Below are 24,975 nucleotides of genomic sequence, written 5' to 3'. Positions count from 1 at the left end.
TCGTACGCTTACCTTAAAGAACCCAACGCTAAGGGGATGAAATGACCGCGAAGGTCAAACTGCTCAGCCATGTCGAGGCGATCAACTGGAACAAGATCCAGGACGACAAGGACGTGGAAGTCTGGAACCGCCTGGTCAACAACTTCTGGCTTCCGGAGAAGGTGCCGCTGTCCAACGACATCCAGTCGTGGCACACGCTGACGCCCGCGGAACAGCAGCTGACCATGCGCGTGTTCACGGGCCTGACCCTGCTGGACACCATCCAGGGTACGGTCGGCGCCGTCAGCCTCATCCCCGACGCCATCACCCCGCATGAAGAAGCCGTGTACACGAACATCGCCTTCATGGAGTCGGTGCACGCCAAGAGCTACTCCTCGATCTTCTCCACGCTGTGCTCCACCAAGGAGATCGACGACGCCTTCCGCTGGTCCCTCGAGAACGAGAACCTGCAGAAGAAGGCCCAGATCGTCATGGACTACTACCAGGGCAACGACCCCCTCAAGCGCAAGGTGGCCTCCACCCTGCTGGAGAGCTTCCTGTTCTACTCGGGCTTCTACCTGCCCATGTACTGGTCCTCGCGCGCCAAGCTGACGAACACCGCCGACCTGATCCGCCTCATCATCCGCGACGAGGCCGTGCACGGCTACTACATCGGCTACAAGTTCCAGAAGGGCCTGGAGGGCCTGTCCGAGGAACGCAAGCAGGAGATCAAGGACTACACCTTCGAGCTGCTCTTCGAGCTGTACGAAAACGAAGTCCAGTACACGCACGACCTCTACGATGGCGTCGGCCTGGCCGAGGACGTCAAGAAGTTCCTGCACTACAACGCCAACAAGGCCCTCATGAACCTCGGCTACGAGGCCATGTTCCCGGCGTCCGTCACCGACGTGAACCCGGCCATTCTTTCGGCGCTGTCCCCGAACGCCGACGAGAACCACGACTTCTTCTCGGGCTCGGGTTCGAGCTACGTGATCGGCAAGGCTGTTAACACTGAGGATGAGGACTGGGAGTTCTAGGAGCTTCTCTCTGATGCCCCGCCCGAAAGGGCTGGTCAGAGGCCCGGACCTGCGAGATTTCGCTGGTCCGGGCCTCTTTTTTGCCTTCTCCGAATGAACAGAGGAGGACGGAGATGAACAGGAATGACCGCCCAGGATGGCACGCGGATGGCACGTGTGCACCGTCCAGATGGGAACGAGGCAGCCAGTTGACCCGAATGCTGGATTGGCTTGATGCCGAGGCCGTGCCAGTTAGTGCCACAGGTCGCTCGATGGAGCCCTGATATCCGCGGAATTACGCGGATGTTGGGGTCTCTGCGAGTCGAGTGGCACGACTGGCAGGGAGCGTCCGTTCGAGTCCAAGGGAGGGCATGATGAGAACAGTGAAGCGAGAGGCATGGGGGAGCCTGCGAAAGCTTCCTTCTGGCCGCTGGCAAGTGCGGTATCTCGGGCCGGACGGTGAGACGTACACGGCACGGACCGAGGACGACAAGTCTCTGACGTTCCTCACGAAGACGGCCGGTGCTGATCGTGCTCATGGTGGTCTTGCAGCAGGCCTCCCGAGACGGGGTCATTCCGGCGGCACCGAACGTCTCGATTCCGCGACAAGATTCGGTGCGACACGACGCCGATCATGACGCCGGAATTGGGACTGGTGGCGATGCAAGTAGGCTCGCGCCCAGTTCTAGGGCTGCGACTCGCCGGCCTGCCTGACGATCCCCTTGGCGACAGGCTTCGGAGGACGCCAGTCAACGCCGCTGCCTCGCCAGTAACGGTCAAAGTCCGCTTCGATCTTGGACTTCAGTTCGTCCAGGTGGGCATAGAGCGCTTGCTCGGCCTTGCTCAGGCCCGGACCCTTCATCTGCTCTTTGAAGGCGTCGATCTCGTCCTGTACAAGGCGCAGGCTTATGCTAGCTGCCCTGGTGAAGCCCTTTCGGTGCATGTCGTCACCACGATCACTCAACGTCTGTCGAGCTGACTCCTGCACGGCGTCCTGTATTAGCTGGCCTGTCTGCCGGATGCGCTCAATCAGTCTGGCTCTTCCTTTCGCTCGTTCAGGGCTGGTGCGGTTTCAGGGTACGCCAAACTCCTGTCGTGATCCGGGAAACTGGTCGGGTACCGTGCTCGACAAGTAGACGTTGATGACGTGCCACCCACCAGCCCCGGCGGGTGGAACCCCGTTCTGAGTACGAGTGGCACGCAGTGGGCACAGGAGCACTGTGACCGCAGAGAACCCGCAGAATCATGCGACTGACGACTATTACTGGGAGTTCTAGTCTGAATTGCTGGTGAGTGACGGCAACTGCCGCCAAGGAAGTGCACGGTACCTGATCGGGTGCCGTGCACTTTTCGTTCACTGAAGGGTCTATGTACATCCAGTGCGCTCAGATGTACATTTAAGGCATGTCAACCATCAACATCACTGACGCGCGATCCCGACTTCCGGAGCTCCTTAGTATCGTCGAGTCTGAGCCAGTGTTCATTGAGCGGCGGGGGCATCGCGCAGCGGTTCTGGTGTCGCCGGAGCGTTACGAACAAATGCTTGACGCCCTGGAGGAAGTGGAAGACATTGCAGCGTTCGACGCGGCCATGGCCGAAGAAGGCGACAATATTCCGTGGGCCCAGGTTAAGGTCGATCTCGGCTGGGCATGACCAGGTACCGGATTGAGCTTCGTCCAGCGGCCGTCAGGGCACTCAAGCAGGTCCATCCCAGTGACCGCGAACGTATCCACGGTGCCATCGCGCTCCTTGCTTCCGATCCTCGGCCGCCCAAAGCGCTTGCCCTGCGCGGCCGGCCGGGCTTTCGCGTGCGTGTCGGTGACTATCGAATCATCTATACGATTCAGGACGATGTCCTGCTGGTCGTGGTTGTGAACCTCGGCCACCGACGCGACGTTTACGACAAGTAGGCAACCTCTGAGCCGACATGCACTTCAGCATGGTCAGATCAGCGTTTGCGGCGTGACCGCTCAACTCCACGGATAATCAATTCGCCCGCAAAGCCGAGGCCGACCAGAGCCAGCAAACTTCCATTCCGAGTGGTGCTGGCGGCAATGTAGCTATTCTGTGAGGCCTGGACTATAGCAATGTCATTGGCATACCAGCCGTTGACAACTGACTGTTGTGGCGCGCCCTTTGTGTCTCCGTTGTTCAATCCGTTCTTGATGGCGGCCTGACTAAGTTGCGACTTCCATTCGGAAGGATTGCCCGCGTCGTTGAGACTCGGGTTGCTGCCAAACCATGTGACCACCAAGAGTAATGCGATAACAGCTCCGAGAATGACGCGAGCGACGTTCGCACCTCCGGCATTGGCGAGAAGAGCTTTCACCTTGGTCTTTCGGGATCTGTCGACAAGCTGCGGCTCGCGGTCTGGTGCTGGCGGCAAGGATTGAGCCGCGGTGCTATCGCTTGATTCGTAGGTAGTCATGTTCCCCATTTTTCATAGTGCTTCTTCATGATGTCCGCCGTTTGGCGGCAACTCGTTGTGCTAACCCCGCGCCTCAACAAACCGCGGCGCCATCGATTCCATCTGCTCCATCACGAGCTTGATGGCTTCCGGCTGCTTGTCCGGCGGGTACCCGAAGCGCACCAACAACCGTTTGATCGAGGAGCGGAGTTTCGCCCGTACGTCGTCGCGGACGGTCCAGTCGGTCCGGACGTCGCGGCGCATCACGGCCACGAGCTCGCGGGCGATGTCTGCCAGGACGCCTTCGCCCTGGACTTCCACAGCCGACTCGTTGGAGGCCACGGCATCGTAGAACGCGAGTTCGTCGGAGTTCAGCGGGGGGGTGAAGTGCTCGCCGCGCCGGGATTCGGCTGCCACCTCCCGGGCCAGCTCCACGAGCTCGGCAATGACCTCGGCCGAGGTGAGCTGCTGGTTGGTGTACTTCTTCATCAGCTCGGTGATGCGCTCGGAGAACGCACGCTGGCGGATCACGTTGTTGCGCATGGCGGTGGCGGACTCGTCGGCGATCAACTTCCGCAGGGCCTCAATGGCAAGGTGCGGGTTGGGCGCCTTCTTGGTCTTGGCAATGAACTCGGGCGTCAGGTCATCCAGCGACGGCTTGGGCATCCCGGCCGCCTCGTAGATGTCCAGCACGCCCCCCGGGGACGTCGCCGAATCAATCAGTTCACCCAGCAGCCGATGGATGTCCTCCGGCACGGGCTCGCCCCGGCCCTGTCGTTCCGAAGCATCGTATTTCGCCATCCACACGCGGATTTCCTCGTACACCCGAATTTCCGGGCGCAGCTCGGCCAACGTCTGCGAGCCGGAAGATACTGCCCACGCCCGCGATAGCTGGCTTGAGAACCGGCGGTACTTCGAAGCCAGCGATTCCTCGCCCTCGGCCGGCTGGTTCCCCGGCGTGGAGGGCGAGCGCAGGTAGTTCACGGCACCGGTGACGGCATTGATGAACGCCTTGGGCCCGCCCTTGAGCCACACGGCCTTCCAGTCGTAGCCGGCCAGCAGCCCCCGCAACGTCTCCACGAGGGTGCGCGCCAGGTCGGCCGCTTCGTCGATGTTCCTGCCGACGGGCCGGTGTTCCTGGTCCGTCTTGGTGTATTCGCTCAGCGCCTTGGCCAGGTTCTCCGCCAGCGGCGCGTACGCCACCAGCAGGCCGTCCTCCTTGCCGCGGAAGGTGCGGTTCACCCGGGCGAGGGTCTGCATGAGCAGGGCCCCCTTCAATGGCCGGTCCAGATACAGCGTGTGCAGCGGGGGAGCGTCGAAGCCGGTGAGCATCATGTCCTTGACGATCACCAGTTCCAGCTCGTCGTCCACGTTCTTGAGCCGTTCCTTGACGGTGGCGTTCTGGGAGTCGCGCCGCACATGCTCGGACACAGGAGGCGTGTCCGAGGCGGTCCCGGAATAGGCCACCTTGATCTTGCCCTTGTCCAGGTCATCCGAATGCCACGCCGGCCGCAGCTCCACGATTGCCGTGTACAGCTTGGCGCAGATCTCGCGGGTGCCGCCCACGATCATCGCCTTGCCCGGCGCCTCGATGAACTTGCCCATCCGGTCACGCCGGTTCTCCCAGTGCGCCACGAGGTCTTCGGCCAGCGCGGCGATGCGCTTGGGCGCACCGTACACGGCGTTCACGACGGCGACGCTCGCCTCGATGCGCGCCCGCTCGGTATCGTCCAGGCCGGCCGTGTATTCGTCGGCGGCCTCGTCCAGTACGTCTTCCGTCAGGTCCGAAGCCAGGCCGACCTTGATGAGGCGCGGCTCGAAGTAGACAGGCACGGTGGCGCCGTCGTCCACTGCGCGGGTGAGGTCATAGATGTCGATGTAGTCGCCGAAGACTTCGCGCGTGTTGCGGTCCTCGAAGGTGATCGGCGTCCCGGTGAAGGCGATCAGCGTGGCGTTGGGCAGGGCGTCGCGCAGGTGCCGGGCGTAGCCGTCCAGGTCGTCGTAGTGGGATCGGTGGGCCTCATCCACGATCACGATGATGTTCCGCCGGTCCGAGAGCAGCGGGTGGTCCGTCCCGGATTCCTTCTCGGCCTGGCTGCGCCCGAATTTCTGCAGTGTGGTGAAGTAGATCCCGCCCGTGGTGCGGTTGCTCAGCTCATCCCGCAGCTCGGTGCGCCGCCGGATCTGCCGGGGCGTTTCGGCCAGCAGGAGGCTTTTCGCGAAGCCCTCATAGAGCTGGCCGTCCAGTTCGTTGCGGTCGGTGATGACCACCACGGTGGGGTTCCGCAGCCGGGGGTGGCGGAGCACCTGGCTGGTGTAGAGCTCCATTTCCATGGACTTGCCGGAGCCCTGGGTGTGCCAGACGACGCCGGCCTTGCCGTTGCTCTCCACCGCCTGCACGGTGCTGCCGACGGCCTTGGCGACGGCGAAGTACTGGTGCGGCTTGGCGATCCGTTTGGTGAGTCCGTCCGGTCCCTGGTCAAAGGCGGTGTAGGAGCGCAGCAGCTGCAGGAAGCGGTCCTGGTGGTACAGCCCGTAGAGGGCGGTCTCCAGCGCGGTGACGGCGTCGCCGTCGTCGAACGTTCCCGGCGGTACCGGATCGCCGTCGTCGTCGACGTTCCACGGTGAGAAGTGGTTCAGGGGGGTGAAGGGCGTCCCGTATTTGTCCTGGATGCCGTCCGAGGCGAGGGTGAAGACGCAGAAGCGGAAGGCCAGCGGGAATTCGCGCAGGTAGGTCTGGAGCTGGGCGTGCGCGGCGGCGACGTCGGCGTGGAGGCTGCCGGCCTTCTTCAGTTCGATGACGCTGACGGGCATGCCGTTGCAGTAGAGCACGACGTCGAAGCGGCGCTTGTAGTCGCCCTGGATGATGGTGACCTGGTTGACGGCGAGCCAGTCGTTCTGGCTGGGCTCGGTGCTGATGAGGCGGATGGTGGGGTTGGCTTCGCTGCCGTCGGCGTCGATGTAGCTGAGCCGGTACCCGTCCACCAGGTAGGCGTGGATGCGGTGGTTTTCGGTGATGGCGTCGTTGGAGCTGGGCGCGGCGATCTCGGCCAATGCCTGGTGTAGGTACTGGACGGGAACGTCGGGGTTGAGCCGCTGCAGCGCTTCCATGAGCCGGGGCCGGATGAGCAGTTCGTCCCAGCTGTCGCGCTCGCCGGATCCGGGCGCGATTTCGTCGCCGCGCTTCGGTCGCCAGCCGAGCGGTTCGGCGAGTTTCTCGAGTGCCAGGCCTTCCCAGTCGGCTTCGGAAAAGGTTGCTGCGGGTGCTGCTGTCACGGTGATTCCCCCTGGTTGACCGTTTCGATGGTGATGTCTTGCGAGAGCTCGGCCTCGAGCTCTTCGATACTGGGCAGTGTGGCCGCGAATTCCTCGGGCAGGGACTTCACGATCTCGGACTCCCACTCGGCAATGCCGATCGGTTTGGAGAATCCGCGAAGCGAATACTCAGCCACTACGTTGTTCTTGGTCTTGCACAGCAACAGGCCAATTGTTGGCTGGTCGTCGGCGTGTGACAGTAAATCGTCCACGGCAGACATGTACATGTTGATCTGTCCTAGATATTCGGGCTTGAAGGCAGTGGCTTTGAGTTCGACTACGACGAAGCAGCGCAGTTTGAAGTTGTAGAACAGCAGGTCGGCAAAGAATTCGTCGTCGCTGATGGTCAGCCGCACCTGCCGGCCCACGAAGGCGAAGCCCTGACCCAGTTCCAGCAGGAACTTCTCCACATGCAGGATCAGCTGTCCCTCGAGCTCGTGTTCGTTCCGTTTTCCCGTCATGGACACGAAGTCAAAGACGTAGGGGTCCTTGAAGGACTGCTGGGCAAGATCCGACTCAGACGGCGGCAGGGCCACCTTGAAGTTGGTGATGGCCTTACCGGAGCGTTCATGAAGCCGCGTATCAATCTGGTGGACCAACACGTTTCGAGACCAGCCCTGATCGATCGCGGACGCTGCATACCAGAGCCGCTCATCCGCACTTTTGAGCTTCTCCAGGAGAGCGATGTGGTGATACCAAGGCAATGTTGCAAGCGGCGCTTGCAACATTGGGAACTCAGGCCAAGCCTCAGCAAATGACTTCATGTAGCGGAGGTTTCGAGGCGAGAAGCCCCTGGCCTCGGGAAAGGCCACGCGGACGTCTGCCGAGAGCCTAGTGACGACTTTGCTGCCCCAACCCTGTGCGGATTCCCGTTGGGTCAGTTCATTGCCGATGGCCCAGTAGGAAAGCAGCATCTCCCGGTTGGCGGCTGAGATTGCCTTCGATCTGCCGGAATGAATCTGGCGTGTCACCGATGCCAATAGGTCCGGGTACCAGTGCGGGATACCGGACTTCGCGGGCGTTGATTCAAACGACGCTGGTGATGACATGCTGATCGGTTCCTTCCCTGGCGGTCATTTCACAATGAATGTATCGGTGGGCGCCGACATTATTTGCCGGTCAATTTTGCAGGCGGGGCTTGCAAGATTTCCCCGTGGCATGTCGGTAATTGTGCAGCGAGTGCTGCACAATTACCGACAGGGCTTGGCGTTACACCCCAACCTTGGCCAACTCAGTCTCGGCATCTTTGACCCGGAGCTTGCCGGACATGAGCTGGGGGAGAAGTGTGTCGCGGGTGGCGGCGAGGGTGATGTTCTCTTCAAAAAGGACACGTTCCATTTCTGACATGGAGCTGAACCTCTGTCCCAGGACTGACTGAACTTCCAATGCTGGCAGTTTCAATCGAAGCTTTCCGAGTTCTACCCGGGAGAGTTCGGTTTGCCCGGTGCTTCCTTCGCCCATTTCCACGATGGTGTCTTGCAGCCCGAGGAGCCCGATTCCAGCGGTGACCGGGTTGGCGCGGCTGGCATTGAAACGGACAATGGTGATGTGCGAGTCAACAGTGGCCTGATTTGAGTTGGTCCAACGGGCGACGCGGCCAAGAGTGCCCTGACCAGTGGAGTTAACCAGAACATCATTTGGTTGAAGGAGTTTGTCTTCACGAACTTTCGACAACAGAGTTCGTCGGGCAGGGTCTAGATCGACGCGTTGACCGCGGACACATTTCTGGTTAAGCACCATCATCGTGTCCTCCTCCTCTGAGTATTTGGGCGTAATGCCGCGACTAAGGAGGGTGGTAATGTCCGAAAGTACGAATTCGCTCGAGGAAGTTCGAACCGCTTCGGTGAAGATGGCAGTTGCCAGTGCTGCTGACGTGGCGGCGAGTTTGGTGTTGGCGGCGATCTTGTCGTCGAGGGCGCCCAGAACTTCCGCAATCGCCTCCTGCTCCCGCAACGGAGGAAGCATCACGGTGGTTGCTTCAATGCGAGTCGGAGATGTGTGCAGGATCTTGCTGCCGGATGCCGTCACGAAGAGTTGACGGTTGAAGTCAGCTGATCGCGCCAGTTGGAACATGAAATCTGAATTCAGAACGTCAGGGCGGTCGACGATCAAGCGGCCAATTCGTTGGTTGTGGAGGTAAACTCGGCCGTCGTTGGGAACTCGAGCGGGCACACCGAGAATTTCTCCCCCTTCCGTTTGGCAAGTCATCACAAGCAGGAGGTCGTTAGGGTTGAGGATGTATTCCGCTGGAAAATCTCCCGTATAGCGTTTCACGGTTGAGTCTTGAAACCGGAATCCTCCGGAGTAGTTGAAGTTTCCGATGGCGACTACTACAGGGAGGTGTTCGCCTTCGGTGGCAAAGGATTCGCTCTTGAACGGCCATCCATGAACGACATGGGCCGCGTCACCCAGCCGCGTCACCGTCCAGCTGCTCACGAAACCCTCCCCAGCTGCTCGCGCACAACAGCGGCCAAGCGCTCGGACTCCTCAAACTGTGCAAACAGTTCCTTCGAAAGCCGCGCGATCTTTTCCTCGATCGGCTCGCCGTCGTCTTCCGCCTCGGCGGCGCCGACGTACCGTCCCGGCGTCAGCGCGTAGTCGGCTGCCTTGATCTCCGCGAGGGTGGCCGAATAGCAGAAGCCGGCTTCGTCGTCGTACTCCAGCCCGGCCGAAACGGCGGAAGCCGTGCCGCGCCAGGCATGGTAGGTATTGGCGATCTTGGCGATGTCCTCGTCGGAGAGGGCGCGCTCGGCGCGGTCCACCATGTAGCCCAGGTTCCGGGCGTCAATGAACAGCACTTGGCCGGTACGGTCCACGGAGCCGTGCGCACCGGCGGTCTTGTCCTTGGCGAAGAACCAGGTGCATACGGGGATGCCAGTGCTGCGGAACAGCTGGGTGGGCAGCGCAACCATGCAGGAGACCAGATCGGCTTCCACGATCTGGGCCCGGATATCGCCCTCGCCGCCGGAGTTGGAGGACATGGAGCCGTTGGCCATGACCACGCCGGCCGAACCGCCGGGGGCCAGCTTGGAAAGGATGTGCTGGATCCAGGCGTAGTTGGCGTTGCCGGCAGGCGGCACGCCGTACTTCCAGCGGGGGTCGGACTCGGAGCGGGCCCAGTCCTTAATGTTGAAGGGCGGGTTGGCCATGATGAAGTCGGCCTGCATGTCCGGGTGCTGGTCGCGCGCGAAGGTATCGCCCCAGCGGGAGGCCAGGTTGGCGTTCAGTCCGTGGATGGCGAGGTTCATCTTGGCCATCCGCCAGGTGCGCTCATTGAGTTCCTGGCCATAGACCGAAATCGCTGTGCGGTCCTCCTTGTGGGCATCCAGGAACTTCTCGGTCTGCACAAACATGCCGCCCGAACCACAGGCGGGGTCGTAGACGCGACCACTGTGCGGCTCCAGGACCTCCACCAGCACGCGGACCACCCCGGCCGGGGTGTAGAACTCGCCGCCGCGCTTGCCTTCGGCACGGGCGAACTTCTCCAGGAAGTACTCGTAGACCTCGCCCAAAAGGTCCCTGGCGCGGCCGGCGCCCATGCCGGTAAAGCGAGCCGAGTTGAACAGGTCCAGGAGTTCGCCCAGGCGGCGCTGGTCCACATTGTCCCGGTTGAAGATGCGGGGGAGCGTGGCGCTCAGGCTGGGGTTGCTGCCCATGATCAGATCCATGGCCTCATCGATCAGCTGCCCGATCGACTTCGGCGCCTCGCCGTCCAGAGCCGGCAGGCCCTTGGCGTTCTCCGCCAGGTAGCCCCACCGTGCCCGGGCCGGAACCCAGAACACGCCGTGGCCGGTGTACTCGTCCACGTCGTCGATCAGCTGCGCGATCTGCTCTTCGGCCAGGCCATCGGCCTCAAGCTCGGCCAGGATGATCCCGCGGCGCTCCTCAAACGCGTCCGACACATACTTCAGGAACACCAGGCCCAGGATAACGTCCTTGTACTGGGAGGCATCCATGGAACCGCGCAGCTTGTCGGCGGCCTTCCACAGGGTGTCCTTGAGCTCTTTCATGGTGGACGGGGCGCCGTTGGGGTTGGCGCGGTCCACTTTCAATTTCGGAGGCATTAGCGGGTTCCTTCTGTTGTTGCAGTGCTTGTGGGGTCTGTCAGGGTGAGGCTTCCGCCCGCTACGCCGTCCAGAATCAGCGTAGCGAGTTCATCCAACTGTTGGAGTCGTTGTCTGGTTAGGTCCTGTTCGTGTTGCAGCTCGGCCAGCGCGACCTCGAGCGGGCGACGCTGACGGTACGGCGTCCGGCGCAGACGCCACTGCCGCCAGGCCTTGTCCTGGGGCGGCAGCGAGTTGATGTCCGCGGCAAGAACCGCGGGGACCAGCCCGCCGGGGTCGCCGGCGTCGATCCGCAGGACCCTCGCAGGAAAAACGACGACGGCGCCGCCCTCCGCGTCCACCATCGCTGCGGGCCGCGGGCTGGTACAGAAGACGACGTCGCCGGGTTCGGTGAGGCGGCCGGAAGGGTACTTGGCGGCGAAGTCCAGAATGCTGATGCTCCGTGGTTTGGTGGCTTCCTCATCCAGGAGTTCTGCGGTGCCAATCACCCTGGTGCGTTCCCTGGCGCTGAGGTCCGCGGGATCGAGGCGGTTGCCCTTGATGTACCGGAGGGTGCCGGCCGAAAGGAGCTCCTGAACGGTGGCCGGCGCAAGGCGGCCACCGGACTGGGCGAGGACCGAGACGGCGGCGGGGACGCTGCCGTCGTACTTCATCAGAAGCTCCTGCAGCTCTTCGATGCGGAGGGCGGCCTCGGCTCCTGCCGCGGCTTCCCCCGCTCCGCCACGGGACGGGAGCTCCACCAGGGAACCCCGGCTGGCAAGCAGGTGCCGTGTGGGAACCAGCCGCGCGAAGCGGAAGGAATGCGCCCGGACCGTGGCCCCGCTGCCCATCGAGGCGACGACGTCGCTGACGAGGTCGTGGACCACGTCCGGCGTGAGCCGCGCGGCCGTCAGGTCCGCCACCATGGTCCACCTGTCCGCAATGTCCACCTCGGCGAAGGACGGGCCAAGGACCCACAGGCACTGGGCTTCGCGGGGCTTGCGGCGCAGAAGGCCTTGGGGAAGCCTGACGATGGCACGGACCCTGCCCGAACGCAGGAGCTCCGACCTGTGTGCTCCCGCGCTTGCGGTGAGGGCGCCATCGCACAACGTCGATGCGGGCGCGATGATGACGGCACGCTGCGAGTCGTCCATCTGCATGACGATGGATTCGATGGCCGCGAGGATCCCTCCGGCGTCCATGCCTGGCTCGCCAGGGGACGGATACTGGGCGAGGTGAACGGCGGGGCCGTGGACATCGAAAGTGCCGCCGGCCTGCATTTTCAGGAGCTGGCTGTCGATTCCATGCGCCGCGAGGCGACGGCGCACGAGACGCGCCGAAGCGTCGTCGCCGTCAGGGGTCAGTGCGGTGATCGGCAGCCCATCCCCGGCGGCGCGGACGATGCCCAACAGCAGATCGCTGCCGCCCGGCGTCGGGTCGACGAACACGGGTTCGGACTCCAGCGACAATGCCAAGGCAAGCGCTGCCGAAGCAACAAGGTGTGTGGCTGCTTCTGTCAGGGCGGTATCGGCGTGCTCGCGGATTCCGGAGCGGAAGCGGTCCGCGAGGAGGGTTTCGAAGGCAGCGGGAACACTGTAGGCGCTGTCGATCAAGCGCTCGGCGTACTCGGCGGTGCTCTCGAGCCCGTCAGCCAGCGCCTCGATCTCGGAGTACAGGAAGGCATCGTCGGGGTCGGACTCGTCGGCGGCGTCGAGGAGGCTGTCGCGGTCGCGGCCCGTCAGGGGAGTGCCAGTGACCGCCCGCAACGCAAGCAGAGCCGTGACGGCGTCGAAGACGTTCCGGTTGTCCCGCCCGACGCCGGCACGGACGGCGAAGGCTGCGGCATCGCCGCTGGCCTCGGCATTGTTGCCGCGGCCGGTGGCCTCAAGCCAGGCGGCAACCTCATCGGCGTCGAAGACCTCAAGGCCGCGCTCGACGGCGAGCGCCTGGGGGAAGGGGGCCGGGCCGTGGGCGCTGCGCGTGCGCCACATGGACACGACGGGGCGCTGGACCTTGGCAAGGGCGGCCACATCACTGAGCGTCATGCGGAGCTGTACCGCTGAGCTGTTCATGCCGTTCCCCTTCCAGCCGTTCGTATCTGGACAGCGTAGTGCACAGTTCATCTGACTTGCTTTGTATCGCTGATAACAGGGGTTATCAGTACTTGTACGGTTCAAATCTGCAGTTCGGACCTACCTTGATTCCACGGAGACCAGCCACGGTTCGGACTCCGAGCGGCGGGTGCGAACCATCAGGAATTGGGGGATGGTTCGCACGCCACCGCAGCACCCACCCTCGATGCAATTGGAGCGAACCATGGAAATGGGCCAGGAAAACACTGAAGCCCCGGAACCCGCGCCTGGCGTGGACCCTCCGGCCCCGGCCACCGAAGAAGATACGCCGACACCCAGGAAGCGCAGAGGCCTCAGGTTTCTTGTGGCCAGCGCCGGCGTGCTCGCCGTACTTGGCGGCGGCGTCGGAATCGGCACCACCTTGCCGGACCCCACGGCCAGCGATGCTTACAGGACCCTTGTGGCGGACAAGGCTTCAGTCGAAGCCGACCGCGACACCGTGAAGTCGAAGTACGACACACTGCTGAGCGGCATCACGGGCCGCGAATCGAAAGTGGCAGCCAAAGAGGCCGAGGTGGCCAAGGCCGACGCCGCAGTCCAAGCAGCTGACGCCGCGGTCAAGAAGCGCGAGGAAGCTGTGACCGGCGCTGAAAAGACGAAGGCAGCAAACACCGTGGGCGACGGCACCTGGACGGTAGGAACCGATATCACCCCGGGCACCTACCGGGCTGCCGCAGACGTCGGCTCAGGCTGCTATTGGGGCATCTACGCCTCCGGTTCCAACGGAAGCAACATCATCGACAACGATCTTCCCGGCGGTGGCCGGCCGACGGTCGCACTCTCCGTAGGCCAGGACTTCAAGTCCAGCCGCTGTGGCAAATGGGAAAAGCAGTAACACCGCAGCATCACTAAACGCACTCTCGAAAGGCACCACCATGTCACACCAGAAATTTGATTCAATCCCGCCCCTGCCGCTCGCTGCTGTCCCCGCCAAGCGCCCGTTTTACAAGAAGAAGCGCTTCGTGATTCCGGCTGGCGTCCTGCTGCTCGGTATGATCATGGGCTCCTGCTCCAGCGGCAGCAAGCCCGCTGCGGATACCAGTCCCGCGCCTTCAGCGGCTGCGTCCGCGGCCCCGGCGGCAGCACCGCCGTCGGCTGCTCCTGCACCGGCGGCTCCCGCCGGACCGACGGTGGGGGCACCATTCACGGTGAAGATGCGCAACGGGGACGTCGCCAGGATCACGATCGTCTCCGCTGTGCGGACGGACACGGTGACCACCACTGCCCTTGCGAAGCCGCCGAAGAATGGAACGTACCTCCTCCTGGATGTGCTGTGGGAGACTGAGGCTGGCAAGACCAGCTCGAACCCGCTCTATTTCTCCGCCAAGGATGCCAGCGGCCGGAAGGCTGACCGTTACCTCTTCGTTGACAACCAGTTGGGCTCCGGTGACGTCCTGCCGGGCGACAAGTCCCGTGGTTCCATCGCCTTCGACATGGCGCCCGGGGCGGCGACCGTGATGATCTCCGATCCGCTGCTGCAGGAAGCGGCGCGGATCCAGATCCCGGGGTGACGACTGAGGAGGAGGACTGGGAGTTCTAGTTTTTTCTCCTTCCCAGGGCGGGCAGCGCAGCTGCCCGCCCCTTTTGGTCCTGGTGGTGCCTCGATAGTGCCTCGGAGTGTTGAATTTCGGTTGTTCGGCTGACAAAGTAAGGCCATGATCGCCTATTGGACAGTTACGGTTCCCTACTCTGACGCAACGGGTGCACCACACACCCGGGACCAGGCAATCATCAAGGCTCGAGAAGAGCTACGAGCTGGATTGGCGGGCAAGGGAATCTCGGTGACTGTCGAGGACATCGCGAATAATGCTCTTGTAACGGACTCGTGGAATACTTCCGGCGGGGATATGAGAGCGGACGCTACCGAGGCTCACGTACATCTCTCCTGGCCGGCCAACTTCTGACTTCTTCGCGGCTGTTTCCGGCCACACCTACGACGATGGCCGCCGTTTCGGGAAAGCGATCCGGTCAAGGTCGTTTGCAGCCACAACAGTTGCCCCGCCGGCGCGGGCCCGGGCCTGTTCAGCGAGCAGGCTGACGTCCGCATAGCGTGACGAGAAGTGGGTGATGACCAGCGTGATGACGCCCCCGGCGGCAGCCAAGGCGCCGGCCTGTCCGGCGGTGAGGTGGCGGTGCTGCTTGGCGAGGTCGCCGTCGTCGTCGCTGAAGGTGGATTCGGCCACGAGCAGGTCGGCCCCGTCTGCGAGCTCCTCGGCTCCGGCACATGGTGCGGTGTCCATGACGAAGGCGAAGCGCTGGCCGGGCCGCGGCACGCTCACGTCTTCCAGTCGCACGCCTCGCAGGCTTCCGTCGTGCTGAAGACGGCCGACGTCGGGACCCGCAATTCCGGCAGCCGCGAGCCGCTCTGGAATGAGGCTGTGGCCGTCAGGCTCGGCCAACGTGTATCCGAATGTCTCGATGCGGTGGAGCAACGGGCGCACCTCCAGTCCCGGCGCGATTGGCCCGGCCTCCCCGTGCGGATAGAGTCGCAGGTCAATACCGGGGGAGGCGACGCCTAGGAGCGCCGAGATGATGTCCTCCCCGGAGGCGGGATAGTGCAGGCGGACGGGATGCGTCACACGGTCGAGGGCCATGCGCGAAAGCACGCCGGGCAGCCCGAAGCAGTGGTCACCGTGGACATGGGTGATACAGATGCGTGTGATCTCCGAGGCCGAGACACCGGCGTGGATCATCTGCCGCTGGGTGCCTTCCCCGGGATCGAAGAGCAGGCCCTCCCCGTCCCAACGGAGCACGTATCCGTTGTGGTTCCGGGCCCGCGTCGGGACCTGGGAGGCGGTGCCGAGAACGACTAATTCACGCATGGAACCGAGTGTCTCATTCGTTCGCGCCTTAGCCCATCGCTCGGGCGCCCCTTGCCGGATGCCGGGCTTCGGAGGAGGATATGCGGCAAACTCCAGGAGGCCCTTCATGACCCAGCTTGGCAAGTTTGAGAAGTACCTGATCGAGGAATTCTTCGACGACTACCGTTCCGGCGCCATGTCCCGGCACACGTTTACGCGGCGCGTGGCCTTCATCACCGGCAGCATGGCCGCAGCAGCGGCCGCAATGGCGCTGGTCGGCTGCACCCCGGGGGAACTGCCACGCAGCACCGACCCCATGCCCACACCCACGTCATCCGGGGCCTCGTCGGCAGGGACATCCACCACAGGAGCCGTCCCCGGTGCCAAGAGCCCGCTGTCCGTCCCGGAAGGCGCCCCCGGCCTGACGACTGCAACGGTGAAGTTCCCGTCCGCCGGCGCCGAGATCAGCGGGTACCTTGCCCGGCCGGAGGGCGGCAAGGCCGGCCCCGCGGTGCTGATCTGCCACGAAAACCGTGGACTCACACCCCACATCCAGGACGTGGCCCGCCGCTTCGCGAAGGCCGGCTACGCAGCCCTGGCCCTGGACCTCCTGAGCAGGGAAGGCGGGACGGCATCAATGGATCCGGACGCCGTCCCCGGTGCACTGACGCAGGCGGGAGCCCAACGCCACGTGTCCGACTTCTCCGCAGGATTCGATTACCTGCGGTCACAGGACTTCGTCGACCAGGGGCGGATTGTCATGAACGGCTACTGCTTTGGCGGCGGCATTACCTGGCAGGCGGCGACGGAAATATCCGGGCTGAAAGCCACCGCAGCGTTTTACGGACCCGCTCCCGATCTGAACAAGGTCCCTAACATCAAGCCGGCGGTCTTTGGCGTCTACGCCGAACTGGACCAGAGGATCACCGGCGCAATGCCGGCGCTCCGCGATGCCCTGGCTGCCACGAACGTCCGACACCAGCTCACGGTCTATCCCGGCGTCGACCACGCGTTCCACAATGACACGGGACCGCGCTACGTCGAGGCGCAGGCGACTGCTGCTTGGAACGACACGCTGGCCTGGTTCGGTCAGTACGTCTGAGGGTGCGCATGTTGGCGGAGTCGGTGTCCGTCCGGGCGGTCCACTCCTTGCCGCCGTGGCCGTGCACGAACGTCTGCTCGGGCGCTCTGTCTGCCGCTACACCACGTCCAGAATGAGGGGCATGTGATCACTGTGCTGCAGCCAGGTGTCAGGAGTGCCGAGCTCGAGCCTTGCGTCGACTCCCTTGGTCAGGAAGGCGTAGTCGATGTGATGGCCGAACTGGAGTTTGCGCCTGTGAAAATACGTCTTATCCATCTCCGAACCCTGCGCGGCGTCTGACTGACGGTGAAAGACGCTGTCCAGTCCCAGCTGGTCCAACTTGTCGACCAGCATCGTGTGGTTCCGGCCGGGATGTTCCCTGTCCCACGTTGAATTGCTGTTGAAATCACCCATGATGAGGCTACGAGCGGATCCGAGGAGCGTGGCATGTTGGTCCGCGATGTCGTGGGTGACCCGCACATAGCGAAGTTCCCTGGTCAACTGATGCGCCCACAAAGCGATGACGTTGAGTCCGTCCGCGGTGAACGGGATATGCCAAGGCAGTGCCGGATCTGCCGGGCCGAGCGCATAGGAACCGGGGGTGCATCCGATGACACCCAGTCCCTTGTTGGGGTTCGACCCGGCCCATGCCGCGAACGGTTGCTCGCCGGCCTCGATGTCCTTCCGGGAGACCTCCTGCAGAATTATCACATCAGGCTCCAGCGACTCGATCAGGTGGCGCTTCTTGTGGTAAGCCATGGCGCAGTTCCAGGAAACTATCCGCATTTGTGTCCTTGCATTCGGCGATTTGGTGAATTGCCTTCTCGGCCATGTTTCCGAGAAGAATGGCAAGCACCATCATGCGCCGGCGCTCGCGTTCTGCCAGGCACAAAGCTGCCAGCGGCGTTTCCTGAAGTGGCCGTCGCTGACAAGCTGGAGGGGTGACCTCGATCTCGACTCAAGCACCGCGTAGCGCGCTCACTTGGAAGCTGGCGCCAGCGGTACTGCTCTCGGTGTCTGGCGTGCTGATTTTCGGAGTCGAGAACGACCTCATGGGCTACAGCGTGCTCGCCTTGAGCCTGGTCACGGCCGCAGTCATCGACCGCGAATTCGTGCGGCACCTCGCGCTGATCGCGGCGGGAATGGTGATCATCAGCCTGGTTCCGCTGAACGCCGATTTGAGCATCCCGCACATGACCCTCATGGGTGGTGCACTTGCGTTGGCCGTGCTGGTGCCGTGGCTGGTGTCGCGGTTCGTATACCGCGAGAAGATCATCAGATTTCCTGTGAACACGGGCCGCAAATGGCCGTTGAGCGCGAAACTGTACCTGATCGCTGTGGTAGTTCTCGGCTACTTCATTCTGCCGGTCTACCTGATCCGCACGGAGGTGTATCAGAACTGGCCGGATGCCTCCGAGCCCACCATCTTCTGGAGGCTCTTCCTTGGCGTGAACGCTGTTGGTATTTGGGACGAGCTGTTCTTTGTCTGCACCACCTTCACCTTGCTGCGGCGGCACTTCCCGGACTGGCTCGCCAACATCCTGCAGGCAGTGGTCTTCTCGTCGTTCCTGTGGGAGATCGGGTACCAAGCCTGGGGGCCACTCCTGACGTTCCCGTTCGCGCTGCTGCAGGGCTACACCTTCAAGCTGACCAAGTCGCTCAGCTATGTCGTGTCAGTGCACCTGCTCTTCGACGTCGTGCTGTTCCTCGCACTGGTGCACGCGCACAACCGCGACTGGCTGCCGATTTTCTTGTACTGACAGAATGGACGCGTGAGTGACGCCGGTGAATTCGTGGACCTCGCGCTGCAGCGTGAATCCTCATGGGAAAAGGCCATGGAAACCCGCGGGCGCCTCGGCGGCAGCCTGAAGGTCTACGGTGCCTCGGTAGGGGCGGTTCGCGGGACGGTCCGCGACGCCCTGAACCGGCACAAGAATCTCGGCCATGATGACATCACCGCGTTGAGTTCCGAACTGTGGGTCGAACCGGTCTTCGAGCGGCGGCTGGCCGCCGTCGTCCTTCTGCAGACCAAAGTTGGAGTCCTCCTCAACACAGATCTCACGCGCCTCGAGGGCTTCCTGAGGCAAGCAGGCACGCGTGAGCTGGCAGACCCCTTGGCCGCCGACGTCGTCCGCCCGCTGCTGGCCGGACTTGAGGGGCAGGCGAGGGAACGCGCGGAGCGCGTCCTGGACCGCTGGGCTGCGGACGCAGATCCGTGGTTACGCCGGGCAGCGCTCCTTTCGCGCGCGGGCCAGGTGATAACCAGCGACGGCGATCCGGACGGATTCGCGCGACGCTGACTCGGCGGCGTCGGGCGCATTCCTCCGCAGCGGATAAAGTGGTCTGACTTGCACAGCTGAAATGGCGAAAGGGTCAGAGTTGACTACAGCACTACCGGAGCTGGCAGACGGCGACTTCTACTACCAGTCCCTCGGCGGCGGGCGCTTCCGATCCACCATCCATGCGCAGGGCGCCTGGAATCCCCACGAGCAGCACATGGCGCCGGCGTCCGGCATCCTGGCAGATGCGCTGGACCGGCATGAGCCCCGCGACGATGTCCGCATGGCACGGATCAGCTACGAAATCCTGGGCCTGATCCCCGGCGGCGAATTCGAGATCACCACCACCACGCTGCGCCCGGGCCGGACCATTGAACTGCTCCAGGCCGAACTCTCGGCGGGCGGGCGCGTTGCCATCCGGGCCACCGCCTGGCGCATGGTCACCAGCGACACCAGCGCCGTGGCCGCCGTCGAGGACCCGTCCATGCCGCCGCCGGACGAATGCAAGCCGTGGGATGGTGCCAGCGTGTGGCCCGGCGGCTACATCCGCTCGCTCGAATTGCGCATGGCCGAGGGCCACCGTGCGGGCTCGGGCAAGGTCTGGATCCGTACGGAGCGCCCGTTGACCGACACCGCGGACAGCAGCGACCTTGCACGGCTCATGGGGCTCGTGGACACCGCCAATGGCATCGCGGCCCGCGTCCCCCCGGGCAAGGACAGCTACATCTTCCCCAACGTGGACCTGCAGATCCACATGTACCGTGCGCCCGCCGGCGAATGGCTGGGCCTGGACAACGCCGTCTCCTTCGGCAGCGACGGCATCGGACTCACCTCCACGGTGCTGCACGACCTCAATGGCCCCTTTGGCCGCGCCGAGCAGATCCTGACCCTGAGGAAGGGCTGATGGCCCAGGCAGCCGCCGGTCACCAAAACGCGGAGCACAAGACCCTGACCGTTGTCCGGCAAAAGGAAACGCTGGGGGCGGCCGAGGACCTTGACTTCGGCCTGGAGCTCCTGCGCCGCGCCCGGACAGGGCAGCTCGGCCCCACGCTGCGCCTCTACCGGCCGCGGCCCACCGTGGCCTTCGGGCAGCGCGACGCCAATTTGCCGGGCTTCGCCGCGGCCGCGGATGCCTGCCGGGAACTCGGCTTCGAGCCGCTGGTGCGCAAGGCCGGCGGCCGCGCGGCCGCGTATCACGAGGGGACCCTGGTGATCGACCATGTGGAGCCGCATCCTGACGCGATTGTGCGCGCCAAGGCCCGTTTCTCCGAGTTCGGCGAGCTGCTGGCCGGTGCGCTGCGCAGCGTCGGCGTCCCCGCCGCCGTCGGCGAAATCCCGGGGGAGTACTGCCCCGGCGAGTTCAGCGTCCACGGCCAGGACCCCGACTTCCCGGCCCACCAGGTCAAGCTCATCGGCACCGCCCAGCGCGTGGTGTCCGGCGGCTGGCTGTTCAGCTCCGTGGTGGTGGTGGAGAACTCCGTCCCCATCCGTGAGGTGCTGACCGCCAGCTACGCCGCCCTCGGCCTCGACTGGGACCCGGCCACCGCCGGCGCCGCCAACGATCTCCTGCCGCACCTGGACGTCCCGGCCGTGGAGGAAGCTGTCATCAAGGCGTACGCGGGCTACGCGGAAATCGTCGACGGCGACTTCCGGAGCCTGCTGGTCTGAGCCGGGGCGCCTGTATTGACGGGCCGGGGCCGCCGGAGGCCCGGCTGTGGGCCCGCCGCGGGAGCGCGGGCCGTTGAAGGCCGGCACCGCCGGGGCTAGGCTGGACGCCAGACCTCCATGGTCCATGGATGCCTGCCTGCGAAGGGAAGGTGCTAGCCGATGGACAGGAAACCGCCGGTGGTCCACGATAGCGACGCCGAGCTGCGCGTGAGCGCGCCGAAGCGATCAGCCGCGGGCCTGCCCAGCCTCACCGAAACCCTGCCGCACGCCGTCCAGCAGATGGGTCCGGCCCGCGCTTGGAAGACCCTGCGGGCGATGAACCAAAAAGACGGCTTCGATTGCATGAGCTGCGCCTGGCCCGATCCACCTGACCGCAAGCTGGCGGAGTTCTGCGAGAACGGCGCCAAGGCAGTGGGCTGGGAAGCCGATCCGCTGAAGATCCCTGCCGGGTTCTGGGACGAGAACGACGTCGGCTCGCTCGCCGGCCGCTCCGAATACTGGCTTGGCCAGCAGGGCCGGCTGGTGGAACCGGTCTACAAGCCGGCCGGATCGGAGCACTACCGGCCGGTCAGCTGGGACGAGGCGTTCGGCATCATCGCCCGGGAACTCCACTCCCTGGACTCACCGGACCAGGCCACCTTCTACACCAGCGGACGCACCAGCAACGAGGCGGCCTTCCTCTACCAGTTGTTCGTGCGCGCCTTCGGGACCAACAACCTGCCCGACTGCTCCAACATGTGCCACGAGTCCACCGGGCTGGCCATGGGGGAGACCATCGGCGTGGGCAAGTCCGCCGTCAGCTACACGGACTTCGCCAAGGCGGAGCTGATCATCATCATGGGCCAGAATCCGGGAACCTGCCATCCGCGGATGCTGACCGCCCTGGAAGAGGCAAAGCTGGCCGGCGCCAGCATCGTCGCGGTGAACCCGCTCCCGGAAGCCGGACTGATCAACTTCAAGAACCCGCAGCGGCCCCGCGGCCTGATCGGCAAGGGCACGGACCTGGCGGACCAGTTCCTGCAGATCCGCCTGGCCGGCGACATGGCGTTGCTGCAGGCCGTCTCCAAACGCGTCCTGGATGCCGAGGCGAAGGCGCCCGGGACTGTCCTGGACCACGCCTTCCTGGCCGAACACTGCCAGGGCCTGGCCGAATTCCAAGCGCACTTGGCGGACCTGGACGAACAGGAGGTGCTGGCCGCGACCGGCCTGCGGAGCGGGGAAATCGACGAACTGGCTGCCCGCTACCTGCGCGCGGAGAGGGTCATCATCACCTGGGCCATGGGACTGACCCAGCACAAGAAGGCCGTGCCGACCATCAAGGAAATCGTCAACCTCCTGCTCCTGCGCGGCAACATCGGCAAGCCCGGGGCCGGCCCCTCGCCCATCCGCGGCCACAGCAACGTCCAGGGCGACCGCACCATGGGCATCTGGGAAAAGATGCCGCCAAGATTCCTGGACGCCCTGCAGCAGGAGTTCGGGTTCGAGCCGCCACGCAAGGACGGCGTGGACGTCGTCGACAGCATCCGCGGCATGCGGGACGGCCGGATCAAGGTGCTCATCGCCCTCGGCGGAAACCTGGTGCACGCGGTTTCCGACACCGCCGTGGCCGAGGCCGCGGTTCGCAGCACCCGGCTTTCGGTGCAGATCTCAACCAAGCTGAACCGCTCCCACGCCGTGGTCGGTGAACAGGCGCTGATCCTGCCCGCCCTGGGCCGCACCGAAATCGACCGCCAGGCCGGCGGGGAACAGTTCGTGACCGTGGAGGACACGGTCTGCGCGGTGCACGCCTCGGCCGGGCGACTCGAACCGATCTCGGCGGATGCACTGTCAGAGGTGTCGATCGTGTGCCGGCTCGCACGGGCGGTGCTTGGCGACAGTGTTCCGGCGGACTGGGCGGCCCTGGAAGGCAACTACGATGCGGTGCGCGAGCACATCTCGCATGTTGTTCCGGGCTTCGAGGACTTCAACACGAAAATCCGGCACAGCGGCGGCTTCGTCCTGCCGCATGGGCCGCGGGACGAACGCAGCTTCCCCACGGCCACCGGAAAGGCGATGTTCACGGTCAACGCGCTGGAGACCATCCAGGTGCCGGCCGGCCGCCTGCTGCTGCAGAGTGTGCGGTCCCACGACCAGTTCAACACCACCATGTACAGCCTGAACGACCGCTACCGGGGCGTGAAAAAGGGCCGGATGGTCCTGTTCGTCCACCCCGGGGACCTGGCGGAGCTGGGCCTCAGCGACGGCGGCTATGTGGACGTCCACAGCGAAGCCGACGACGGCGTGGACCGGGTTCTGCGGCAGCTGCGGCTGATCTCGTACCCGACAGCCCGGGGGTGCGCGACTGCCTACTATCCGGAAGCAAACGTCCTGGTGCCACTGGACTCGACAGCCGAAGGCAGCAACACCCCGGCCTCTAAGTCGGTGGTTGTCCGGCTGGAGCCAGCGGCTGCGCCGCAGTACTAGGTCACCCAAGGCGCCGTATGCCCAAGCAGACCACAAACGCCCATCCGAGAATCCCCGCGAGGCAGAGCCGCTCGGCGAGTCCCCAGCCCAAGTCCGCCGTCCAGGCCCAGCCACAGGAGCCCGGCGGCCGCCATGCCCGCAAAAACCATCGCCGCCGGCACCGCTCCGGTCAGCCCAGGGCTGCTGCGAAGCCAGACTGTCAGCACAATGACAGCCGAGAGTGCGGCCAGGAAACCCAGCCCGGCAACCCAGAGATGAACGAGTCCGCTGGCCGTTGGGCCCCGGGACCCGATGCCGGTAGCGACGTCGGTCGCGAAAAACGCCAGAGTTGCCGAGCACGCTGCTGCGATGGTGAACAGCATCATCCCGATCCGCCGCAGACTGGATGGCCGGTCCGTCCGGCCAATCGCCGCGACCATGCACAGGGTGGTTGCCGCCCGGCCGAGAAAATTCAGGTTCATGACCCAGCCGAACGTGCCCACCGCCAGGTTGCTTTCCGCCTCGTGAATCGCACTGTAGTGCGGTGGCAGCAACTGGAGACAGACATCCACCAGAACGTAGACGACAACACCTCCCATTGCGGCGGCGGCACATCGCCGTCGGAAAGAGGTAGTCAGCGTCATGCGTTCCAGCCTCGCACAAGAACATGCAATCCTTCCGAGAATCCGAGAATCCGAGAATCCGAGAAAGGGAAAGATCATGACCACAACAGACGCGGCCCCCACTACCGGGCCGGACCCGTCCGGCGTTGAGGCAGCGGCCGGGCGGCTTGTCGGCATCTTGAACGATGGCGCCACGGCCGTACTCGCGAGCATCGGCTACCAGACGGGACTCTTCGAGACGCTGGCCACCCTGCCGCCGGCGTCGAGCGGGCAGATCGCAGACGCCGCCGGGCTCAATGAGCGCTACGTCCGCGAATGGCTCGGCGGCATGGTGACGGCCCGGCTCGTGGAGTATGACCCTGCGGCAAGCACCTACCTGCTGGATCCGGCGGTTGCCCCCTCTGTCAGCGGAGCCGGCGTGGAGAACCTTGCCAGGTCCATGCTGTACGTCACCCTGATGGGCGAAGTGTCCGGGAAGATCGCGGACAAATTCCGGACCGGCGGCGGACTGGGCTACGCGGACTATCCGGGCTTCGTGCAGATTCAGGCGGCAGACAGCGGCTCGGTCCATGACGCATCACTCGTGGAGACAATTCTCCCGCTCTCCGGCTGCGTTGATCGGCTGGGCGCGGGAATCGACGTCGCGGATGTGGGCTGCGGAGCCGGCCACGCCATAAACCTCATGGCTAAGGCGTTCCCCGCGAGCCGCTTCACGGGCTACGACTTCTTTGAGGAAGGCCTCATCGCCGGGCGTGCGGAAGCCGAGCGCCTCGGGCTGGACAACGCACGATTTGAGTCGCTCGACGCCGCGAAGCTCGATGTGGTTGCGGGTTTTGACCTCATCACGGTCTTTGACGCGATCCACGACCAGGCGCACCCTGCCACGGTCCTGCGCAACATCCATGCCGCGCTCCGCCCGGGCGGCACCTTCCTGATGGTGGACATCAAGGCCTCGAGCAATCTCGAAGACAACATGGACCTGCCCTGGGCAACGTTCCTGTACGCCATCTCGACGAGCCACTGCATGTCCGTGTCCCTCAGCCAGGGCGGCGACGGGCTGGGCACCGTATGGGGTGTGCAGCTGGCCGAATCCATGCTCCGGGATGCCGGCTTCAGCGCTGTGGAGGTCAAAGACCTGGAGGAAGACCCTTTCAACGCCTACTTCGTGGCCACAAAGTAGCGGAACACC

24 protein-coding genes are annotated in these 24,975 nt (G+C 64.2%); 14 read left to right on the top strand and 10 right to left on the bottom strand.

Annotation, left to right across the window (positions count from 1 at the left end):
* The first annotated feature begins 41 nt into the window (after positions 1-41).
* Positions 42-1,016: a class 1b ribonucleoside-diphosphate reductase subunit beta gene (gene nrdF / locus J1902_RS12080; RefSeq protein WP_207616507.1), complete on the top strand. Its 975-nt coding sequence runs from the start codon at positions 42-44 to the stop codon at positions 1,014-1,016.
* 350 nt (positions 1,017-1,366) lie between these two features.
* The gene (locus J1902_RS20005; RefSeq protein ID WP_504739365.1) at positions 1,367-1,633 is read left to right on the top strand and encodes a hypothetical protein; all 267 of its coding nucleotides are present in this window, start codon (positions 1,367-1,369) and stop codon (positions 1,631-1,633) included.
* A 47-nt stretch (positions 1,634-1,680) separates the two neighbouring features.
* Here J1902_RS20005 and J1902_RS12075 read toward each other — a convergent pair whose 3' ends face one another.
* The gene (locus J1902_RS12075) at positions 1,681-1,983 is read right to left on the bottom strand and encodes a hypothetical protein (RefSeq protein ID WP_207616506.1); all 303 of its coding nucleotides are present in this window, start codon (positions 1,981-1,983) and stop codon (positions 1,681-1,683) included.
* 416 nt (positions 1,984-2,399) lie between these two features.
* Here J1902_RS12075 and J1902_RS12070 point away from each other — a divergent pair, with 416 nt between their 5' ends.
* Both J1902_RS12070 and J1902_RS12065 read left to right on the top strand, forming a co-directional pair.
* Positions 2,400-2,648: a type II toxin-antitoxin system Phd/YefM family antitoxin gene (locus tag J1902_RS12070; protein WP_207616505.1), complete on the top strand. Its 249-nt coding sequence runs from the start codon at positions 2,400-2,402 to the stop codon at positions 2,646-2,648.
* Entirely contained in the window at positions 2,645-2,905 is a 261-nt protein-coding gene (locus tag J1902_RS12065) for a type II toxin-antitoxin system RelE family toxin (protein ID WP_207616504.1), read from the top strand. Before J1902_RS12070 ends, J1902_RS12065 begins: the two co-directional genes overlap by 4 nt.
* Positions 2,906-2,943: 38 nt before the next feature.
* Here J1902_RS12065 and J1902_RS12060 read toward each other — a convergent pair whose 3' ends face one another.
* The 6 genes from J1902_RS12060 to J1902_RS12035 all read right to left on the bottom strand — a co-directional run bounded on the left by J1902_RS12060 (position 2,944) and on the right by J1902_RS12035 (position 12,832).
* Positions 2,944-3,423 (bottom strand): hypothetical protein, encoded by a 480-nt coding sequence (locus tag J1902_RS12060; protein ID WP_207616503.1) that lies wholly within the window; start codon positions 3,421-3,423, stop codon positions 2,944-2,946.
* Positions 3,424-3,483: 60 nt separating this feature from the next.
* Positions 3,484-6,678, bottom strand: coding sequence for a type I restriction endonuclease subunit R (locus J1902_RS12055; protein WP_207616502.1), 3,195 nt, complete (start codon positions 6,676-6,678; stop codon positions 3,484-3,486).
* Positions 6,675-7,766 (bottom strand): PDDEXK nuclease domain-containing protein, encoded by a 1,092-nt coding sequence (locus tag J1902_RS12050; protein ID WP_207616501.1) that lies wholly within the window; start codon positions 7,764-7,766, stop codon positions 6,675-6,677. Before J1902_RS12050 ends, J1902_RS12055 begins: the two co-directional genes overlap by 4 nt.
* Positions 7,767-7,926: 160 nt before the next feature.
* The gene (locus tag J1902_RS12045; RefSeq protein WP_207616500.1) at positions 7,927-9,153 is read right to left on the bottom strand and encodes a restriction endonuclease subunit S; all 1,227 of its coding nucleotides are present in this window, start codon (positions 9,151-9,153) and stop codon (positions 7,927-7,929) included.
* On the bottom strand, positions 9,150-10,781 hold the full coding sequence (locus J1902_RS12040) for a class I SAM-dependent DNA methyltransferase (RefSeq protein ID WP_207616499.1): 1,632 nt from the start codon (positions 10,779-10,781) through the stop codon (positions 9,150-9,152). The genes J1902_RS12045 and J1902_RS12040 overlap by 4 nt, the downstream gene beginning before the upstream one ends.
* Complete coding sequence (locus tag J1902_RS12035; RefSeq protein ID WP_207616498.1) at positions 10,781-12,832, bottom strand: hypothetical protein; 2,052 nt, start codon at positions 12,830-12,832, stop codon at positions 10,781-10,783. Before J1902_RS12035 ends, J1902_RS12040 begins: the two co-directional genes overlap by 1 nt.
* 244 nt (positions 12,833-13,076) lie before the next feature.
* Between J1902_RS12035 and J1902_RS12030 the strand changes: the two genes are divergently transcribed.
* Both J1902_RS12030 and J1902_RS12025 read left to right on the top strand, forming a co-directional pair.
* Positions 13,077-13,727 carry an Rv1352/Rv1906c domain-containing protein gene (locus J1902_RS12030; RefSeq protein ID WP_207616497.1) on the top strand — a complete coding sequence of 217 codons (651 nt, stop codon included), beginning with the start codon at positions 13,077-13,079 and terminating at the stop codon, positions 13,725-13,727.
* 40 nt (positions 13,728-13,767) lie between these two features.
* On the top strand, positions 13,768-14,403 hold the full coding sequence (locus J1902_RS12025; protein WP_207616496.1) for a DUF4352 domain-containing protein: 636 nt from the start codon (positions 13,768-13,770) through the stop codon (positions 14,401-14,403).
* A gap of 420 nt (positions 14,404-14,823) precedes the next feature.
* On the opposite strand, the gene J1902_RS12020 is transcribed toward J1902_RS12025, so the two are convergent.
* Positions 14,824-15,714 (bottom strand): ribonuclease Z, encoded by an 891-nt coding sequence (locus tag J1902_RS12020; RefSeq protein ID WP_207616495.1) that lies wholly within the window; start codon positions 15,712-15,714, stop codon positions 14,824-14,826.
* Positions 15,715-15,820: 106 nt separating this feature from the next.
* Between J1902_RS12020 and J1902_RS12015 the strand changes: the two genes are divergently transcribed.
* Entirely contained in the window at positions 15,821-16,795 is a 975-nt protein-coding gene (locus J1902_RS12015; protein ID WP_207616494.1) for a dienelactone hydrolase family protein, read from the top strand.
* Positions 16,796-16,891: 96 nt separating this feature from the next.
* Here the strand turns inward: J1902_RS12015 and J1902_RS12010 are convergent, their stop codons facing one another.
* On the bottom strand, positions 16,892-17,533 hold the full coding sequence (locus tag J1902_RS12010) for an endonuclease/exonuclease/phosphatase family protein (RefSeq protein WP_242701936.1): 642 nt from the start codon (positions 17,531-17,533) through the stop codon (positions 16,892-16,894).
* Between J1902_RS12010 and J1902_RS12005 the strand changes: the two genes are divergently transcribed.
* From J1902_RS12005 to J1902_RS11980, 6 genes are all read left to right on the top strand, one after another.
* Positions 17,532-17,747, top strand: a complete 216-nt coding sequence (locus tag J1902_RS12005; protein WP_207616565.1) for a hypothetical protein — start codon at positions 17,532-17,534, stop codon at positions 17,745-17,747. The genes J1902_RS12010 and J1902_RS12005 overlap by 2 nt on opposite strands.
* Entirely contained in the window at positions 17,716-18,534 is an 819-nt protein-coding gene (locus J1902_RS12000; RefSeq protein ID WP_207616492.1) for a CPBP family intramembrane glutamic endopeptidase, read from the top strand. Before J1902_RS12005 ends, J1902_RS12000 begins: the two co-directional genes overlap by 32 nt.
* Positions 18,535-18,546: 12 nt before the next feature.
* The gene (locus J1902_RS11995; RefSeq protein WP_207616491.1) at positions 18,547-19,074 is read left to right on the top strand and encodes a DNA alkylation repair protein; all 528 of its coding nucleotides are present in this window, start codon (positions 18,547-18,549) and stop codon (positions 19,072-19,074) included.
* A 79-nt stretch (positions 19,075-19,153) separates the two neighbouring features.
* The gene (locus tag J1902_RS11990; RefSeq protein ID WP_207616490.1) at positions 19,154-19,957 is read left to right on the top strand and encodes a thioesterase family protein; all 804 of its coding nucleotides are present in this window, start codon (positions 19,154-19,156) and stop codon (positions 19,955-19,957) included.
* Positions 19,957-20,721, top strand: coding sequence for a lipoate--protein ligase family protein (locus J1902_RS11985; protein WP_207616489.1), 765 nt, complete (start codon positions 19,957-19,959; stop codon positions 20,719-20,721). The genes J1902_RS11990 and J1902_RS11985 overlap by 1 nt, the downstream gene beginning before the upstream one ends.
* A gap of 159 nt (positions 20,722-20,880) precedes the next feature.
* Positions 20,881-23,184, top strand: coding sequence for an FdhF/YdeP family oxidoreductase (locus tag J1902_RS11980; RefSeq protein WP_207616488.1), 2,304 nt, complete (start codon positions 20,881-20,883; stop codon positions 23,182-23,184).
* Here J1902_RS11980 and J1902_RS11975 read toward each other — a convergent pair.
* Complete coding sequence (locus J1902_RS11975; protein ID WP_207616487.1) at positions 23,181-23,807, bottom strand: DUF998 domain-containing protein; 627 nt, start codon at positions 23,805-23,807, stop codon at positions 23,181-23,183. The genes J1902_RS11980 and J1902_RS11975 overlap by 4 nt on opposite strands.
* 76 nt (positions 23,808-23,883) lie before the next feature.
* Between J1902_RS11975 and J1902_RS11970 the strand changes: the two genes are divergently transcribed.
* A complete protein-coding gene (locus tag J1902_RS11970; RefSeq protein ID WP_207616486.1) occupies positions 23,884-24,966 on the top strand; it encodes a class I SAM-dependent methyltransferase in 1,083 nt (360 codons plus the stop codon).
* Positions 24,967-24,975: the final 9 nt, after the last annotated feature.

Origin of the sequence: Arthrobacter cavernae (assembly GCF_017368795.1) — a bacterium.
GTDB classification, from domain to species: domain Bacteria; phylum Actinomycetota; class Actinomycetes; order Actinomycetales; family Micrococcaceae; genus Arthrobacter; species Arthrobacter cavernae.
This window is presented reverse-complemented; position numbering and strand designations above follow the sequence as displayed.